This window comes from Haloarcula amylolytica JCM 13557, assembly GCF_000336615.1.
Lineage (GTDB): Archaea > Halobacteriota > Halobacteria > Halobacteriales > Haloarculaceae > Haloarcula > Haloarcula amylolytica.
The window spans coordinates 130657-146099 of the sequence record NZ_AOLW01000024.1; the positions used below are offsets into that span (position 1 = coordinate 130657).

Annotated in this window: 22 protein-coding genes; 9 read left to right on the forward strand and 13 right to left on the reverse strand. The window is 62.9% G+C overall.

The genetic code is table 11. The annotated features are described in order from the left end of the window. Positions 1–51 precede the first annotated feature (51 nt). A complete protein-coding gene (locus C442_RS13050) occupies positions 52–1461 on the reverse strand; it encodes a signal recognition particle protein Srp54 (RefSeq protein ID WP_008311158.1) in 1410 nt (469 codons plus the stop codon). A 259-nt stretch (positions 1462–1720) separates the two neighbouring features. Between C442_RS13050 and C442_RS13055 the strand changes: the two genes are divergently transcribed. From C442_RS13055 to C442_RS13065, 3 genes are read left to right on the forward strand one after another with little or no spacing between them, the layout of a single operon-like run. After that, positions 1721–2629, forward strand: a complete 909-nt coding sequence (locus C442_RS13055; protein ID WP_008311160.1) for an AEC family transporter — start codon at positions 1721–1723, stop codon at positions 2627–2629. Positions 2630–2677: 48 nt separating this feature from the next. Beyond that, positions 2678–3052 (forward strand): cupin domain-containing protein, encoded by a 375-nt coding sequence (locus C442_RS13060; RefSeq protein ID WP_008311162.1) that lies wholly within the window; start codon positions 2678–2680, stop codon positions 3050–3052. Between the two features lie 56 nt (positions 3053–3108). Next, positions 3109–3759 carry a bifunctional 4-hydroxy-2-oxoglutarate aldolase/2-dehydro-3-deoxy-phosphogluconate aldolase gene (locus C442_RS13065; RefSeq protein WP_008311163.1) on the forward strand — a complete coding sequence of 217 codons (651 nt, stop codon included), beginning with the start codon at positions 3109–3111 and terminating at the stop codon, positions 3757–3759. A 38-nt stretch (positions 3760–3797) separates the two neighbouring features. On the opposite strand, the gene C442_RS13070 is transcribed toward C442_RS13065, so the two are convergent. The 6 genes from C442_RS13070 to C442_RS22185 form a co-directional block, all read right to left on the reverse strand. After that, positions 3798–4352: a hypothetical protein gene (locus C442_RS13070; RefSeq protein WP_008311164.1), complete on the reverse strand. Its 555-nt coding sequence runs from the start codon at positions 4350–4352 to the stop codon at positions 3798–3800. A 396-nt stretch (positions 4353–4748) separates the two neighbouring features. Further along, positions 4749–4946 (reverse strand): hypothetical protein, encoded by a 198-nt coding sequence (locus C442_RS13075; protein WP_008311165.1) that lies wholly within the window; start codon positions 4944–4946, stop codon positions 4749–4751. A gap of 308 nt (positions 4947–5254) precedes the next feature. After that, positions 5255–6553, reverse strand: coding sequence for a signal recognition particle-docking protein FtsY (gene ftsY / locus C442_RS13080; RefSeq protein WP_008311166.1), 1299 nt, complete (start codon positions 6551–6553; stop codon positions 5255–5257). Positions 6554–6560: 7 nt separating this feature from the next. Then, positions 6561–7022: a prefoldin subunit alpha gene (gene pfdA / locus C442_RS13085; RefSeq protein ID WP_193363410.1), complete on the reverse strand. Its 462-nt coding sequence runs from the start codon at positions 7020–7022 to the stop codon at positions 6561–6563. Beyond that, complete coding sequence (gene rpl18a / locus C442_RS13090; RefSeq protein ID WP_004594032.1) at positions 7019–7192, reverse strand: 50S ribosomal protein L18Ae; 174 nt, start codon at positions 7190–7192, stop codon at positions 7019–7021. Before rpl18a ends, pfdA begins: the two co-directional genes overlap by 4 nt. Before the next feature lie 129 nt (positions 7193–7321). Beyond that, entirely contained in the window at positions 7322–7459 is a 138-nt protein-coding gene (locus C442_RS22185; RefSeq protein ID WP_008311168.1) for a hypothetical protein, read from the reverse strand. 96 nt (positions 7460–7555) lie between these two features. Between C442_RS22185 and C442_RS22190 the strand changes: the two genes are divergently transcribed. Then, a complete protein-coding gene (locus C442_RS22190) occupies positions 7556–7720 on the forward strand; it encodes a hypothetical protein (RefSeq protein ID WP_167320676.1) in 165 nt (54 codons plus the stop codon). Positions 7721–7744: 24 nt separating this feature from the next. Here the strand turns inward: C442_RS22190 and C442_RS13095 are convergent, their stop codons facing one another. The 3 genes from C442_RS13095 to C442_RS13105 are packed head-to-tail and all read right to left on the reverse strand — an operon-like array spanning position 7745 to position 8843. Further along, the gene (locus C442_RS13095) at positions 7745–8410 is read right to left on the reverse strand and encodes a translation initiation factor IF-6 (RefSeq protein WP_008311170.1); all 666 of its coding nucleotides are present in this window, start codon (positions 8408–8410) and stop codon (positions 7745–7747) included. A gap of 2 nt (positions 8411–8412) precedes the next feature. Next, positions 8413–8691 (reverse strand): 50S ribosomal protein L31e, encoded by a 279-nt coding sequence (locus C442_RS13100; protein ID WP_004518347.1) that lies wholly within the window; start codon positions 8689–8691, stop codon positions 8413–8415. Continuing rightward, on the reverse strand, positions 8691–8843 hold the full coding sequence (locus C442_RS13105) for a 50S ribosomal protein L39e (protein WP_004518346.1): 153 nt from the start codon (positions 8841–8843) through the stop codon (positions 8691–8693). Before C442_RS13105 ends, C442_RS13100 begins: the two co-directional genes overlap by 1 nt. 186 nt (positions 8844–9029) lie before the next feature. On the opposite strand from C442_RS13105, the gene C442_RS13110 reads away from it, so the two are divergent. Continuing rightward, entirely contained in the window at positions 9030–9482 is a 453-nt protein-coding gene (locus tag C442_RS13110; RefSeq protein ID WP_008311174.1) for a hypothetical protein, read from the forward strand. Here C442_RS13110 and C442_RS13115 read toward each other — a convergent pair. The 3 genes from C442_RS13115 to C442_RS13125 form a co-directional block, all read right to left on the reverse strand. Continuing rightward, positions 9479–10291, reverse strand: a complete 813-nt coding sequence (locus C442_RS13115; protein ID WP_008311176.1) for a ZIP family metal transporter — start codon at positions 10289–10291, stop codon at positions 9479–9481. The two genes, C442_RS13110 and C442_RS13115, sit on opposite strands and share 4 nt — an antisense overlap. A gap of 253 nt (positions 10292–10544) precedes the next feature. Continuing rightward, positions 10545–11108, reverse strand: coding sequence for an RNA 2',3'-cyclic phosphodiesterase (gene thpR / locus C442_RS13120; RefSeq protein ID WP_008311179.1), 564 nt, complete (start codon positions 11106–11108; stop codon positions 10545–10547). Between the two features lie 45 nt (positions 11109–11153). Then, positions 11154–11552: a hypothetical protein gene (locus tag C442_RS13125; protein WP_008311181.1), complete on the reverse strand. Its 399-nt coding sequence runs from the start codon at positions 11550–11552 to the stop codon at positions 11154–11156. 84 nt (positions 11553–11636) lie between these two features. Between C442_RS13125 and C442_RS13130 the strand changes: the two genes are divergently transcribed. From C442_RS13130 to C442_RS13145, 4 genes are all read left to right on the forward strand, one after another. Next, positions 11637–12365: a tetratricopeptide repeat protein gene (locus C442_RS13130; RefSeq protein WP_008311183.1), complete on the forward strand. Its 729-nt coding sequence runs from the start codon at positions 11637–11639 to the stop codon at positions 12363–12365. Continuing rightward, positions 12362–12652 carry a DUF424 domain-containing protein gene (locus C442_RS13135; protein ID WP_004518341.1) on the forward strand — a complete coding sequence of 97 codons (291 nt, stop codon included), beginning with the start codon at positions 12362–12364 and terminating at the stop codon, positions 12650–12652. Before C442_RS13130 ends, C442_RS13135 begins: the two co-directional genes overlap by 4 nt. A gap of 62 nt (positions 12653–12714) precedes the next feature. Beyond that, positions 12715–13161 (forward strand): hypothetical protein, encoded by a 447-nt coding sequence (locus C442_RS13140; protein ID WP_008311185.1) that lies wholly within the window; start codon positions 12715–12717, stop codon positions 13159–13161. Between the two features lie 545 nt (positions 13162–13706). After that, positions 13707–15443, forward strand: coding sequence for a hypothetical protein (locus C442_RS13145; protein WP_239642298.1), 1737 nt, complete (start codon positions 13707–13709; stop codon positions 15441–15443).

A 15443-nucleotide genomic window follows, 5' to 3' on the forward strand; every position in this document is an offset into this window, starting at 1 on the left:
ATCATCAAAAATAACGTCGCGTCTCACGTCTCGCGGACCGAGAAAGCGGCGTCAGTCGCCGAACGGCCCCATACCGCCGCCGCCCATACCACCCATGCCACCGCCGCCTCCGCCGCCCTGCTGCATCTGTTTCATCATCCGCTCCATGTCGCCGTCGCCCATGCCCTGGAACTGCTTGAGCATCTGCTCCATCTGCTTGTGCTGCTGGAGGAGTTCACGCACCCGCTCCTCGGGCTTGCCGGAGCCACGGCAGATGCGCCTGGTCCGGGACTGGCCGACGACGCGGGGGTTCTCCAGTTCCTCCTCGGTCATCGAGTCCATGATGACGTCGAAGTCCCGCATCCGCTCCTGGGTCACGTCCATCGCGTCGTCGGGGAGCTGGTCCATCAGCCCGCCGCCCAGCCCGGGGATCATGTCCATCACCTGGTCCAGCGGCCCCATGTTGTTCATCGTCTGCATCTGCTTGCGCATGTCCTTGAGGGTGAACTGCCCCTCCAGCATGTCCTCGGGGTCCCAGTCCTCCTCGTCGCCTTCCTGGGTTTCCTCCATCGCGCGCTCGACGCGCTCGGTGAGCTGTTTGAGGTCGCCCATCCCGAGCAGGCGCGAGATGAACCCGGAGGGCTCGAACCGCTCGATGTCCTTGACTGTCTCCCCGGAGCCGAGGAAGGCGATGGTGGAGTCGGTCTCGTTGACGGCGGCGAGCGCGCCGCCACCTTTCGCCGTCCCGTCGAGTTTCGTGATGACGACGCCGTCGATGCCGATGGCTTCCTCGAAGTCAGCGGCCTGGCTCTTGGCGCTCTGGCCCATCGCCGCATCCAGCACGAGCAGGTCCCGGTCGGGCTGGACCTCCTGCTCGATGCGTTCTATCTGCTCGATGAGTTCCTCGTTCAGGCCGTCACGGCCCGCCGTGTCCACAATGCGAACGTCCGCGTTCTCCGTCGCTTCCAGCCCGTCGCGGGCGATCTTCACGGGGTCGTCCTCGTCGGGGTCGCCGTAGAAGTCGACCTCGGCGCGTTCGGCCATCTCCTTGGACTGATCGTACGCACCGGGCCGGTCCGTGTCGGTCTGGATGATGGCCGGTCGGAGCCCTTTCGTCGAGAACCACCATGCCATCTTCGCGGCCGTGGTCGTCTTCCCCGACCCGTACAGGCCGGCGAGCATGATGGTCTGCTCTTCGAGCGGTAGTTCGGTCGACTCGCCGACGAGGTCGACCAGTTCCTCGTAGACGATTCGCAGGACCCAATCGCGTGGGGTCGTCCCCGCCGGCGGTTCCTCCTCCAGCGCGCGCGTCTCGATGCTGCTGGAGAGGTCCTGTACGAGCCCGACGTCCACGTCGGCCTGCAACAGCGACCGCTGAATCTCCTTGACGATGTCCGCGATGTCCTCCTCGGAGAGCCGGGACTTCCCCCGGAGGTCGTCGAGTGTCCCCCGAAGCGAACTCCCAAGATCGTCGAGTACCATTGTTAGCGCGAGATACGCGACGGCGCGGGTAAAGGCTTGTTGTCATGCTGTCGCCCGCTAACCGCTGGGATGACTGCCGTATCCGTTCGGTTGGGGCTGATTCGCTCGTTGCTATCGGAGCGAGGCAGACCGGCAGGTCCATCTCACGTTTCCGGCCATCTTCGGGCGAGACGTGCTATCTGTATGCGACATCTGCACGATTAATTCCACGTCTACCGGTGGCGAAAGGGTGAAGAGGTCGAACCGACTGGTCGACAATATGGGCGTGCTCGGGCAGCTCGGATTCATGGTCGCCTTTCTTTCGGCCGGCGTCGCCGCCGGCCACTTCGGGCTGTTGACCGACCGGCGGACGGATATCCTCACCACACTCGTCTTTACTGTCGCCCTGCCGGCGCTCATATTCCGGTCCACGTACAACCGCCCGCTACGGGAGATTATCTCGCCGGCGTTGCTCGGGGGCTTCTGGGCCGTCATCGCGCTGACGATAACGCTGGGCTGGCTCGTCCACCGGCGCCTGGAATCCCCCGACCGCCGCAGCGTCTCCGTCGTCCAGTCGTATCACAGCAACATGGGGTTTCTCGGGCTGCCGCTCGTGGCAGCGACGATGGGCAGCGAAGCGACGGCCGTCGCCAGCGTCATCCTCGGGATCGGCGCGGTGACCCACGTCCCGGTGACGGTGTTCCTGCTGGTCCGCATCAACGGCAGCGACGCCTCGCTGCTGGGCGAGTGCAAGAAACTCCTCACGAACCCGGTGCTCATCGCGCTGGCGGCCGGCATCACAGCCTCGGTCCTGTCGCTGTCCGTTCCGGAGCGACTCGTCGGTGCGCTCGGCCCGCCGGCCGAACTGGCGCTGCCGGTCGCCCTGCTGTGTATCGGTGCGACGCTGGACACGGACCTCCCGGTGGCGGACCTGCAGAAGACCGTCAGCGTCGTCGGGCTGAAGGTGCTGTGGATGCCGGCACTGGCGTGGCTGGTGTACTCCTCGCTAGCGATGGACGCGACGGCGCTGGGCGCAGCGGTCGTGATGCTCGGCACCCCGACAGCGGTGTCGACGTACGTCTACACGACGGAACTCGGCGGCGACGCCGCGTTCGCCTCGCTGAACGTCTTCACCTCGACGGTGGCCTCAATCGGAACGCTCTCCGTGCTGATCTGGCTGTTCGCCTGACGCCCCGCCGTGGTCACGCTTTTGCCCGCCGGTGCCCCCACCGACGATATGGGCTACCACCAGATCGACCCCGAGGACCTGTCGGAAACTGCGGACTACCCCTGTGACCGGCGCGGCGTCTCCGACGCCGCCGAACTCCACGCGCTCCACGCGGCCACCTACGAGATGGCACCCGGCGAAGACCTCTCGCGGGCCTACCACTACCACGAGACCCGCGAGGAACTGTTCTACGTGCTCGACGGCACGCTCCACGTCGAAACCCCCGACGGGGAGTACGTCGTCTCGGCCGACGAGGTGTTCGTCGCCGAACCGGAGAGCCCACACCGCGCGCACAACCCCGCCGACGCCGACGAACCAGTCACGGTCCTCGGCGTCGGTGCGCCGCCGACCGATATCGCGCGCCCGTACGACCCCGACGCGTAGCGAGGGGGCTCGGCGGTTCAGACACGTTTTTCAGCCACCCCACCACAGTTGCGCCTATGACGAGCAAACAGGCGGTACAACAGGAACTGGTCGACAGCGGCGTCACGGCAGTCCTCCGCGGGATTCCCGAGGAAAAGATGGTCGACGTGGCGACAGCCGTCCACGAAGGCGGCGTCACAGCGCTGGAACTGACGGCCGACGCGAAGCGCTGTTCGGACATGATCGCTGCCGTCGACAAGGCGCTCGACGACACCGACGCCATCATCGGGGCCGGCACGGTCATGGACGCCGCCGCCGCCCGCAACGTCATCGAGGCCGGCGCGGAGTTCGTCCTCGCACCGAACCTCAACGAGGACGTTATCGACGTGTGTAACCGCGAGGGCGTCCTCGCCATCCCCGGCGTCATGACGCCGACGGAGGCCGCCGACGCGATGGAGGCGGGTGCGGACATCCTGAAGATGTTCCCGGCGAAAACGGTCGGCCCGGCACACATCGGCGCGCTGCAGGGTCCGCTCGGCGACGTCCCGATTATGCCGACCGGCGGCGTCTCGGCCGACAACGTCGACGAGTTCTTCGATGCCGGCGCGGTCGCCGTCGGCGCGGGCTCGGCGCTGGTCAACTACGAAGCAATCGAAAACGACGACATGGACGGCGTCCGCGAACAGGCCGCGGAGTTCGTCGACGCCGTCGAGGCCGCCCGAGAGTAGCTCACCCAACCGGTGGGAAAAGGACCTGGTACGGCGGCTTATTCCCCGGTTTCGTTCGCGGTCGTTTCGTTGCCAGTCGTCGCTGTCTCGTTCCCGACCGTGCCGGTCTCATTGCCGGGCAGTTCGGTTTCGTTGCTAGGTATTTCGGTTTCGTTCCCGGGTATGTCCGTTTCGTTGCCCGGAATATCTGTCTCGTTTCCAGGAATTTCAGTTTCGTTGCCCGGGGCCTCGGTCCCGTTCCCGGGCAGTTCGGTTTCGTTGCCCGGTACGTCGGTCTCATTGCCGGGCAGTTCAGTTTCAGTATCCGGCATCTCGGTCTCGTTTCCGAGGGCATCGGTTTCGTTCTCGCCGAGTTCCGTCTCAGTATCCATCCCGGTTCCCTCTTCGGTCTGGGCTTCAGTTTCCGTCTGCGATTCCGTACCGGCTTCCGTCATCGCGTCAGTCTCTGCTGCCGTCGATGTGCCCGGAGCTTCGGCACCGCCGCCACCGCCAGTCTCCGTACCGCTACCGCCAGTGTCACTACAGCCAGCCAGCGCCACGAGTGCGCCGCCTGCGATTTTGATAACGTTCCGTCGAGATGTGGGTCGTCCCATAGCGTTTGCCCGAAGAGAAGCCGGACAGTTTGTGAATGACCTGCTAAGCGTCTGACGGAGAGCCGACAGAACGGCTTAGCAACACCCGAAGGTGGGCCGGTTCGCAAAGCAAATATAAACGATCTGTTTCAGACCATGATTGGTTCGAGTCCGATATTTCGGCCAGTTCACGGGTGGTTCTACACTTCGATAGCCGAACATCGGCCTGTTGCAGTGTGGTTCGAGGCCCGAGTTACAACTAATCGTACTGTTCCCGAGCGGTTATCGAGCGCATAGGTATCTTCGCCCCTGGGGCAACGATATCAGGCCCTGCATTGTGAGTCAGACAGCCGTTTTAGCGGTCAAAATCGCTCAGTCGCCGTTTAGCAACGTCATAACCTGAACGCAGTGGGCAGATCAGTCTCCATCCTCGCGGGAACTCCCGTAGCCGTAATTGTCGCCGCCGTCGTCTGGAACATCGGGTACCGGCACGCCTCCGTCAGTTACGAGCCGCGGCTCGTCAACCGGGAGACCATGGTCACCCGACGACAGCACGATGAGTTCGGGTGCGACATCAGCCGGCGCGACCTGCCGGCAGTAGCGTCCATCAGACATCGGTGGCTCCCTCCGCGAGACCACTGTCAGCCCCATTCCTCACATCGCCGGAAACGTCGCGTCGTTCGATTGCCTGCATTGGTGTCATGCTACGATACTGTGTGGATCAGTCATGAACACCAAACGACTTCAACGCGCCCCTGTCGGCGAAAACGACCACACCTGCGATGGAGTGGCAGTATTTGCCGCATCGCACGCGGTGCGTTCCCGTCGGAAGAGCGCGAACTCGCCGGGTTCTACACAAACAGGGTCGACAGTAGCGTTTCAGAACGCGGGGTAGCAGCAAAAGTAACCGCGAAGGCCGAGTCCTACTCGCCGATGAGGCTGTCGACGATTTCCTCGGGGTCGAACGGTTCGAGGTCGCCGTAGTCCTGGCCGGTCCCCAAGAAAAGGATCGGCTTGCCGGTGACGTGCGCGACAGAGATGGCCGCGCCGCCCTGCGGGTCGGCGTCGGCTTTCGTCAGGATCGCCCCGTCGATCTCGGCCGCGTCGTTGAACTCGCGCGCCCGGTTGACGGCGTCCTGGCCCGCGACCGCCTCGTCCACGAACAGCGTCATGTCCGGGTCGATGTTGCGGTCGATCTTCTCCAACTGGGCCATCAGGTCGTCCGAGGTGTGGAGTCGGCCGGCCGTATCGCCAAGCACCACGTCGATGTCGTTGGCCTTGGCGTACTCGACGGCATCGTAGACGACCGCCGTCGGGTCCGAGCCTTGCTCGTGAGTGATGATCTTCTTGTCGAGGTTCTCGGCGTGTTTCTCCAGTTGCTCGTTCGCGCCGGCGCGGTAGGTGTCGCCGTTGGCGAGCACCGTCGAGAGTCCGCGCTCCTCGAAGTACTGGGCGAGTTTCGCTATCGAGGTCGTCTTCCCAACGCCGTTGACCCCGGTGAATACGATGGTGACCGGCTTGTCTGCCTGCTGGACGCGCTCGTCGAAGTCGAACTGGCCGACGTTGATGACGTCGTACAGCGACTCCCGGAGCGCGTCCCGGACGAGGTTCCCCGTGCTGGAGAGCCGTCGGCGGGTCTGACCCGTGAGGTTCTCCTTGACACCGTCGAGGATCTCGTTGGCGACGCTCATCTCCACGTCGCTCGACAGCAGCGCCAGTTCGAGGTCGTCGAGGTGGCTCTGTAAGTCCTCCTCCTCGATGACCGTCTTCCCGGTGGCCATGAGCTTCGCCTTCGCGGCGAGGCCGCGGCCGCCGTCATCGTCTTCTTCGGACTCCGAATCGGCTTCGGATGCCGAGTCGTCATCAGTCACTGCGGTGTCGTCCGACTGAGAAGCTTCCTCGGGGACCTCATCCGCGTCTTCGACTGCCGTAGACGACGCTGTGGCTGGCTCGTCTATCGCTTCGGAGTCAGCGGCCGGCGGTTCAGAACCAGTCTGTGGCTGGTCGCTTTCGGCCGTCGGCTCGGCCGCAGCCGCCTGCGTGTCGTCTTCGGACGACTGCGCGTCCGTTGCGGGCTCGGCGTCGGCCGCCTGGTCGGCAGGTGCTTCCCCGTCAGCCTCGTCGGCGTCCGGTTCATCCTCCGCTTCGAGTGCGTCGTCGTCGACGTCCTCCTCGACGTCACTCGTGAACCCGCTGAGTTTGTCCTTCAGTCCGTCGAACATGGCGGCCTTACTCGTCTTCCTGCTCTTGCTGTTGCATCATCTGCTGCATCTGCTGCTGTTGCATCTGCTGGGCCTGCTGTTCGAGCTCCTCCATCTCGGTCTCGACTTCGGCCTTCTCGTCCTCCAGGTCGCTAATGTGGTCGTCCAGCGTCTCCTTCTTGGTTTCCAGCGTGCTGACAGCGCCGTCCTGTTCGCGCTCTGCGGAGTAGCCGCCACCGAGGGAGACGACGACCTCGTCGATGTCCTCGATAGTCGCGCGGATGTAAGCGTCGCCGCCGAGCGGGACCTGCACCGTGGAGCCGGAGTCCAGCGTCTCGATGGCCTCGATTGCCTCGTCGATGTCAGTCTGCTTGTCGCGGAGGCGCTCGATTTCCTCGTCGATAGCGTCGACTTCCTGCTCCATCTGCTCGATCTCCTGTGCGACCTGCTGCATCTGACCGCCGCCGCCACCGCCGCCACCGCCCATCATGCTGCCACCTCCTCGATCGTGATCTGCGTGCGCTTGAGGTTGTGCTGGGAGCCGAAGTCGCTGTAAACGCGCTCCTCAGCGACGTTCTCGTTTGGCGCGTCGACCTCCTTCTCGAACTGCTGTGGGCCGTCTCGGGCCGGGAAACTACCGCGAACAGTGTACGTGCTCATACACGCAGGTGCGGGCAGGGCAGGGAAGTATCTTCCCCTTCCGCCCGTCCCGGGTGTGTCTCGTTCACGAGATGGATCGTCCTGTCCTGCGACTGTGACGACAACGCGATTGGAAAACGAGTGACGGGCCTACTCCTCGGACGCCGGCGCGTACAGCATGTCGCCACCGCACTCTGGACAGGACGGCCGGAGCACACCTGTCGAATAGTCACACTTCCGGCAGACGAGGCGGTTCTGGTCTTCCGCGGGCGGTGTTCGCTGGACCATACGTGACGTTTGGGGACGCACTATATTATTCTTTGACACGAGTTGTCATGGTTGCCGACCCAGATGGATTTCCCGGGGCAATACGTACAGCCAGCTATGAGCGAGACGACCTACCAGTGCGAGTGCGGTGCGGCCCTGCGATTCAGGCAGGACCTGACGCTGGAGCGCGGCGGGACCAGTCGGGCCTGGGCGTGTGGGGACTGCGGACTGCCCATTCCGAGCGTGGTGGCAGAAAAACTCAGCCACCAGCATCCGTCCTGAGCGGGCGGTAAAACGAAAACCGCGTCAGTCGATGTAGCCGAGCGCCGCGTCGATACGGCCCAGTTCCGGCCCGGAGGTGTCCGAGCCACAGACGTAGCCGTGGTCGTTGGCGAGCAACCCGGAGCCGACGAGCGGGCCACCGTAGTTGATGGTCCCGATGTCGGCCGGCACGTCGAGGACCTCCTCGAGGGCGTCGAGTTCGCCGTCCGTGGCCTTCGGATGACAGAGCACGCCCTTGTTGGTGGCGACGGCGGCGGTCCCGACGGTCGTGACACCGGCGATGACGCCGCGTTCGACGGGCACGTCCAGCCCATCCTTGACCGCTTGCACGGCATCCCGAGAGAGGTCGGGGTGGACGTACGCGCCGTAGTCGTTACAGCAGACGACGTTTCCGGCGGCGTTGATCCGGCCGGGCATTCTGGTGATGGGCACGTCGACGACATCCTGAATCCGTTCGATTTCGGTCTCGCGGACGCGTTCGGAGACGACCAGCCCGTTCTCGTTGCCGGTCGCGAGCGCACCGACGGTCCCGGAGCGGCCGACGGTGGTCGGCACGGCCGGAACGCCGAGTTCGTCGCTCAGGTCCTCAAGCAGCGATTCGTCTAAGTCTGGGCGAACCAGCACGCAGTCGTCGGTCGCACGGGCGAACACACCCACGTACGACGACCCGGAGAAAGCCGCGCGGAGCAACGTTACTCTGCGGTCTCTGCTTCGACGATGGCTTCGCCCTCTTCCTCGAAGCGGGCGGCGCGAACACGGATCTTGCTCGGCGTGTTGGCGCGGCCGCGGGCCCAGGCCGCCTCGTTGATCGAGGGGTCGAGGCGGACGGCGTCCTCGTCGACAGAGAAGTGCTTGGCGAGGTGCTCGCGGATGAGGATCATCGCCTTGTCTGCGCGCTTGTGGTTCGGTTCGGCTCGCGCGTCTCGGAGCGGGACGGTGACGACACGCTCCTCGAAGTCACTGGCGCTCATTATTCGTCAGTGTCGTTGCGCCGCCAGTGGCGTCGTTTGTGGTTGCGCTGGACCTCGCGGTCCGTCTTGAGCATGACCCAGGCCGGGACTCGACTGTTCTGGTTGTCGAGTTTGGCCAGTCGCTTCTTCGTAGCCTTCGATTTCTTACCCATGGTATGGTGCTTGTTCCGCGCCGTGGTTTAAATTCCTTCCTTTTCGAGCCGGTCGCGGCCCGTTATCAGCGGCTATAACTGCGGACGTAGAACTAAGTAGTCCGTGACCCTGATTATCAATGGATGAAGCGCCGGAGATTCCTCCAGACAATGGGTGTCAGTGCGACAGCCGTCAGCTCTGGTTGCATGGGTGGGGGCGGTGAGGTCGTCGTCAGCGTGCAACAGGACGTCAGAGTTGACCCGCACGAAGCGTGGATCAAGGAGGAAATTCCGGACGTATCCGACCCCGGCGGTGAGCTACGGTATATCGTCAAAGCGGACATCCCGTTCAACGTGTACTTTTTTACTGACCGCGAGCAGTTCGAGCAGTACGACACGTTCATCAAGGGTCGGGAGCCCGACGAGACACCGCCGGGGAACCCCGAGTTCAGCCAGACAGCGGTCCAGCCGGAGGGGTCGGATATTTACCGGGCGTCCACGGACGACGGCGGCGCGCGGGAGTCACTGGACGAACCCGGGCCGTACTTCTTCGCCGTCGACCACTCGAACTACCGGATGGAAACACGCGTCGATGACTACGACGATCCGCTGAAGGCCTTCGTCGACCTCACTGTCATCCGGAACAAACTCCCCTTCTAGACGAACGCCAGCGGCACCATCGCCAAGACGCCAACAGCGACGCCGGCAGTTAGTTCGCGTTTACCGCCACCCGGCAAGCCGTCGCCGTACTCCAGCGCTTCGGGGACGAACTCCGTGAGCACGAGATACACCATCGCCCCGGCGGCGAAGCCGAAGCCGAACGGGAGAAATGCCTTCGCCAGCGTGACGAAGTAGTACGCGATAACGGCCCCGACCGGCTGTGGCAGCGAGGAGAACACCGCCCACCAGACCATCTTCCACTCGCTGACACCCAGGGAACGGAGCGGGATGGCGATAGCAGTCCCCTCAGGGACGTTGTGGATGGAGATGGCGACAGTCATGAACACAGCCAGCAGCGGGACGGAGACGCCGAGGATACCCACAGCGGATTCGGGCGTGGCCGACTCCAGCCCGAGTTCCGCGAAGGAGACGCCGACGGCGACGCCCTCCGGGAAGCTATGGACAGTCAGAATGCCCAGAATAAGCAGAAGCTTCTTGAAGTCGGCCCGCTCGAACTGCTCGGGTGACTGGTCGAAGTCATCCAGAAGTTCGTGGGCAACGACGACGAGCAGGACGCCAGCGAGAATGCCGGGAACCATCAAAAGCGGCGACCCGTATGCCAGCCCCTCCCGGACGAGTCCGAAGAGCGATGCGGCGACCATGATTCCCGAGGCCAGCCCCCACAGCAGGACGTTCCATCTGTCGGAGAACTCATCGACGAGAAAGAACGGGATCGCACCGAGGCCGGTGGCAAGCGCCGTAAGCAACCCCGCAACGAACACGAAAGCAACGTTCTCAACGGCGACCATATCGGTCCTACGCCGCTCGGACCGATAAAAATTGTCACTAACCTAATTTATTTTGGTCGGCCTAAACAGTCTGCTGATACGCTGTAAATAGGTTCTCAAGTGGCTAATTGACGCCCCTCACTCGGTTATAGGCCAGTGCTACGATAGTCCCGACGCTGGCGCGCAGTTATTGACAGAAATTTAATATATTCCACTGATACCGTTCACATAGAACGCGCACCGATAGCAACTGCCTGGCCGTGTCGATACACACTCACAGCGACACTGATTCCACGGTTCGGTACGTCGGGCCGTCAGGTCCCAGCTCACTCTCTTTCAGCCGGATTTCCTCGACCTGCAGGCGTCCCACGTCAGGGTCGTCGTTCTCGACGGCGTTCTGTACTGTCTCTTTGCCGCCGGCGTGGTCCATTCTGGCGATGGTCGCGTGCGGCGTAAACTCGTGGTCCTCCGGGTCGAACCCCATCGCGACGGTCTGATCCTCGACCGCCTTGTGCAGCGCAGCCAGTTCCGCGCCACCCTGTCCGTCGCGGACGCCGACCCAGACGACGCTGATGTAGGACAGCGACGGGAACACGCCGAGACCGCCAAGCTCGGCTTCGAACGGCTCGACGCCGCTGTCTTCGACCGCCCCTTCGAGGGCAGTGACGATGTCGTCAACGCGGTCCGGGTCGGTGTCGCCGAGGAACTTCAGCGTGACGTGGGCCTGTGCGGGGTCGGTCAGCCGAAGCCCCGAGACGCCGTCGAATCGGTCCTGAACGGCCGCTACGGCGTCGCTGAGGCCGTCCAGATCGACGCTGACGAACAGGCGTTTAGACATAGCTAGCGGTTCCGGTCGGGTCCGCAAGAAAGCTACGGCAAGGGGTCAGTGACTGCTGTGGTCTTGGGCTGTATGCCACCGCCAGAGGCTATGTCCGAGTCCCAGAGCGACCATTGCGACCGCGACGCCGAAGAGAGCGGGGATAGCAGTGTCAGGAAGGAGACCAAGAGATAGCCGGACGAGAATGGCCGCCACAATCAGGAGGGCTACCCGCGCTCGTGCCCGGGGCGTCTCTGCCGGACTGGGTACCCAGCGCCCGAACGCCGGTAGCTGCGCGTAGTAGCGTCCGGCGAGAGCCGCCAGAACGACCGTTCCTGCAACGCCCGCTCCAGCGGCGGACAGTGACAGCGGGGCCTCGTTCGAGGTGATAGCGGCCCAGCTAACGACCGCAAACACACCCCCGAAAAAGACGAGCAACGCGTCTACTGCCAGTGGGTCCCGCATATCCGAGAATCCGACCGCAGGACACCTAAATCTTCACGAGCCGTGGACGTAGCCCTTAACCGGATTGGCCGTCAATCAGGAGGCATGACAGACCACGACGACGACCACGCCTTCTCCGAGGGCCAGGGGTTCGACGACCCCTACGAAGGGTTCGATCTCGAACCGCCGGAGTTCGAGGTGGACCCGGACAAGGTCGACCCCGTCGACTCCCGTGTCGTCACCGACCTGCTGGACCAGCGGAATATCTCCTCTGACGCCGTCGACCCAGAGCAACTGCTCGACGTCGGCCTGGAGTACATGCACATCAACCGCCACGAACAGGCCGCCGAGACGTTCGAGCGCGTCGCCCAGTACACGGACGACGACCGGCTCAAACAGGAGGCCTGGACGAACAAGGGCGCGGCCCACGCGGAACTCGAGGAGTGGGACGCCGCCATCGGCGCGTACAAGGAAGCGCTCAACTTCGACGAGGAGTCCGACCACGCCGCCACGGCGGAGACGAACCTCGCGTACGCGCTGTGGAAATCTGGCCGCTCCGAGCAGGCGCTGGAACACGCCGAGCGCGCCGTCGAGATCGACCCCCGCTTCGGCGAGGGCTGGTACAACCGTGGCTTCTTCCTGCTCGAACGCGGGCTGGCCGACGAGGCCATCGACGCCTTCGACAACGCCGTCCGCCTCGGCTTCCGCAACGCCGACGTGCTCGAAGAGAAGGCCCGCGCCCTCGAAGAGGTCGGCGAGTTCGACCGCGCCGAGGAACTGGCCGAGGAAGTCGACGAGATGCGCGAGGAGGCCGAACAGCAACTGCTTGAATGATCCTCAACGAACGCGACACCGACGAGGGGTTGCTCGTCTCGGTCTGTGACCCCGACATCATGGGCGAAACGTTCGAGAACGGTCCCGTATCGCTGACCGTCAACGAGGAGTTCTACGGCGGCGAAACGGCTACCGAAGACGAAATCGTCGACAGCCTCGCTCGCTGTTCCGTCGCCAACATCGTCGGCGACGACGCCGTCAGCGTCGCCGTCGAGCACGGCTTCGTCGACGAAGAGAACGTGCTCGACCTGGGCGAGACGCGCCACGCGCAACTGCTCTGGATGTAATTCAGGTCGCTGCCGCGAGCCGACACCGACAGTCTTTGGGTGCGCCCATCGAGAGGGCACGTATGTATTCTCGAGACCACGCCATCGTCTCTGCAGCCGTCGGGGCCGTGGGCGTCACCGTTCTACCGGTCCCTCTTCCGTGGTGGGCCGCCGTCGGCTACGCAGTCGTCGTCGGCGTCGCCATCGACTTCGACCACTTCGCCGTGGCCCGACTGGAGACCGGGGACTGGGCCGCGCTCCGCCGCTGCCTCCGGAACCCGAAGATCGCGGTGTTCGACCAGGACGAGATCTTCGGGCCGCAGGACCTCTGGCCGCTCCAGCGACTGCTCAGCCACCACCTCATCGGTGGCGTGGTCGTGTTCGGTCTCTGGCTCGTCTCCGAGCCGCTATCGCTGTTTACCGCCCTCGTCCTGTACGCCCACGTCCTCGGGGACCTCGTCTGGGACAACTACCTGCTGGAGACCTACCGGGAACAGCACGCAATGGCCGCCGAGTCTGACTCCGAGTAGATCCACATGTTCCCGCTATCGATAGCGGACGACAGCCTGTGTACAGGGTGCCCCGAAAGAAACCTCAGCTGTCTAATAACGCTTCATTACCGGTTTTATTGATAGTGCAGATCCTCTTAGGCGGTACACAACATATTCCGAAGTGTCTGACTAGCGAGAGAGCACGGGCTTTGCTCACCACATCTGTGTGCCGTGGTAGTATTACACATTCATTCGCGGAAAGCAGCCGCTTTCAGGCTGGTTACGCCGAAAGATCTGGTTAACAAAGTATCGTATCACGCAAGGGGAACCATGATCTGGTGGAGGGCAGCTGACGGCCAAACATGAATCTGCCGTCGGTCCCGAAAATCAGTCGCAAGTCCGTTCCGAGAGACGTTGTTATCGCCTGTGTCGGAATAGTTGCCACAGTACTGCTCGCGCCACTGGTGCTGTTCACAACAGAGATATTTGTTCTCATAGTCCCGTTATGTGGTGGGGTTGCTGGCCTGACATATCTGGCGGGGTGGCTACGAACCGACGAAGCACGCACGCACACGACAGCGTTCGTGGGAAAGAACGCGGTACGGGTCGTAGAGACGGCTGTCATCGTTGGAATTGGAGCCCTGGCGTTGCTTGGGGCTCTCCAGAACGGCCGGACAATTCAGTTCCATCTCGTGAGCGGCGTCATTGGCACGGCAATCATTGCGCAGATCGTTTTCGCTGAGACATCGGCATTGCGGCCCCGGGTCGTGCTGGCAGAACTGCTCGGGCTCCTGCTCGTGATCCAGTACACTGCCTTGCTGACCACTCCAGGATTCATTGGCGTCGACACATGGGTTCACGTAACCCAGTTCATCGCGGACATACAGTCCGCCGGAACAACCGCTGCGATCTCCGAGTCGAAGTACTCGGTGGCACCGGTGTATCACATACTCGTCGTCAGCGGTGCGGCGCTGTTCGGATCCGGTCTCCGGACAGCCATGTTTGCGAGCGTCGCGCTCGTCATTCCGATGACGCCACTACTAGTATACAGTACAGCCCGGTATATGCTAGCAGTACGGGGCTCGCTTCTCGCTGCAGCGTTGTTCACGATGAGCGATTATATGTTGCGCTGGAGTATCGACGTTATCCCGAACAGTCTTGGGCTCGTTTATTTCGCCGCTGTCCTGTTCGGACTAACGAAGCTATTCTACACCGACACCCGGCGCCCACTGTATGCGCTTACGCTGTACTGCTGTCTGTCGGTCGTCCTGGTCCATCAGGTGTCGACGTTCATCGTGCTTACACTGCTTGGTGCCGGTGTCGTCGCCAAGCTCGTCACAGACCATACGGACTATCTCAGTGGCGTCGCGGACCGCGTCCCCTCGGAGATTCCAACGGTAAACACGATTGGACTGTTCGGTACGACGACGGTACTGGCAATGGGGTTCTGGTCGGTTACGCCCTATGGAGACCAGTCATTTATCGGCCGGATGATTGTACTGCTCAGCAGCGACCTCTCGGGTGCCGGCTTCCTCAACCTGCGCAGCAGTAACGCCGCCAGTGAAGAACTGCCCGCCTCAATCGTGCAAGATGTCCCCACTGCAGTGACTCTCGTTGACGCAATGGGGTTCTCGATCCTGCTGTGTCTGCTAGTGCTGGGACTACTGGTGTTGCTTCAGCGACACCGCCTCACCCAACTCTCCGCGATATTTGTTGTCGGCGCGGGGATTATGCTTGTATTCACACTGGGGCTCCCACTGTTTGGCGTCAACGTCTTCATTCCGGATCGATGGTTCGCGTTCCTCTATGTCCTGATGGCAATCGTTGGCGTATTTGGCCTGCGATACGTCACACAACAGTTTGGGACCCGTACTGTCGTCGCCTGTATGCTGATTCTCGCGCTTGTGTTCCCCGGGTCAGTCTTCGTCTCACGTAAGGCGACGCTCGAGGACCCTGCCTTTGAGGAAGCATACCCGCGGTACTCACACACGGAGTCTGAGCTGGCTGCGGTGGAATCGATCTCAGCGCTCCGGTCACAGGATCGGAGTACAGTCGTGACCGATCACCCCTACCGGATGGTGTTTCCACTCTGGCAAAACCAGTCGTCGCGGCCGTTAGAGTACGACACCGATAGCGGCGGCTTTGAGAGCAGAGACCGGGTGTACCGGCGCTATCAGTCCACTGGGTCGCCAATCATCACTGCTAACGGTCGGTTCAAAAAAGTACAGCTTGACAGGGAACTCGTCTGTCCGTCCGATTCGGCCGTAGTTTATAACAATGGGGCGGTCCAGTACTGCCGTACTTTCGAGGTGTCAGGGTAG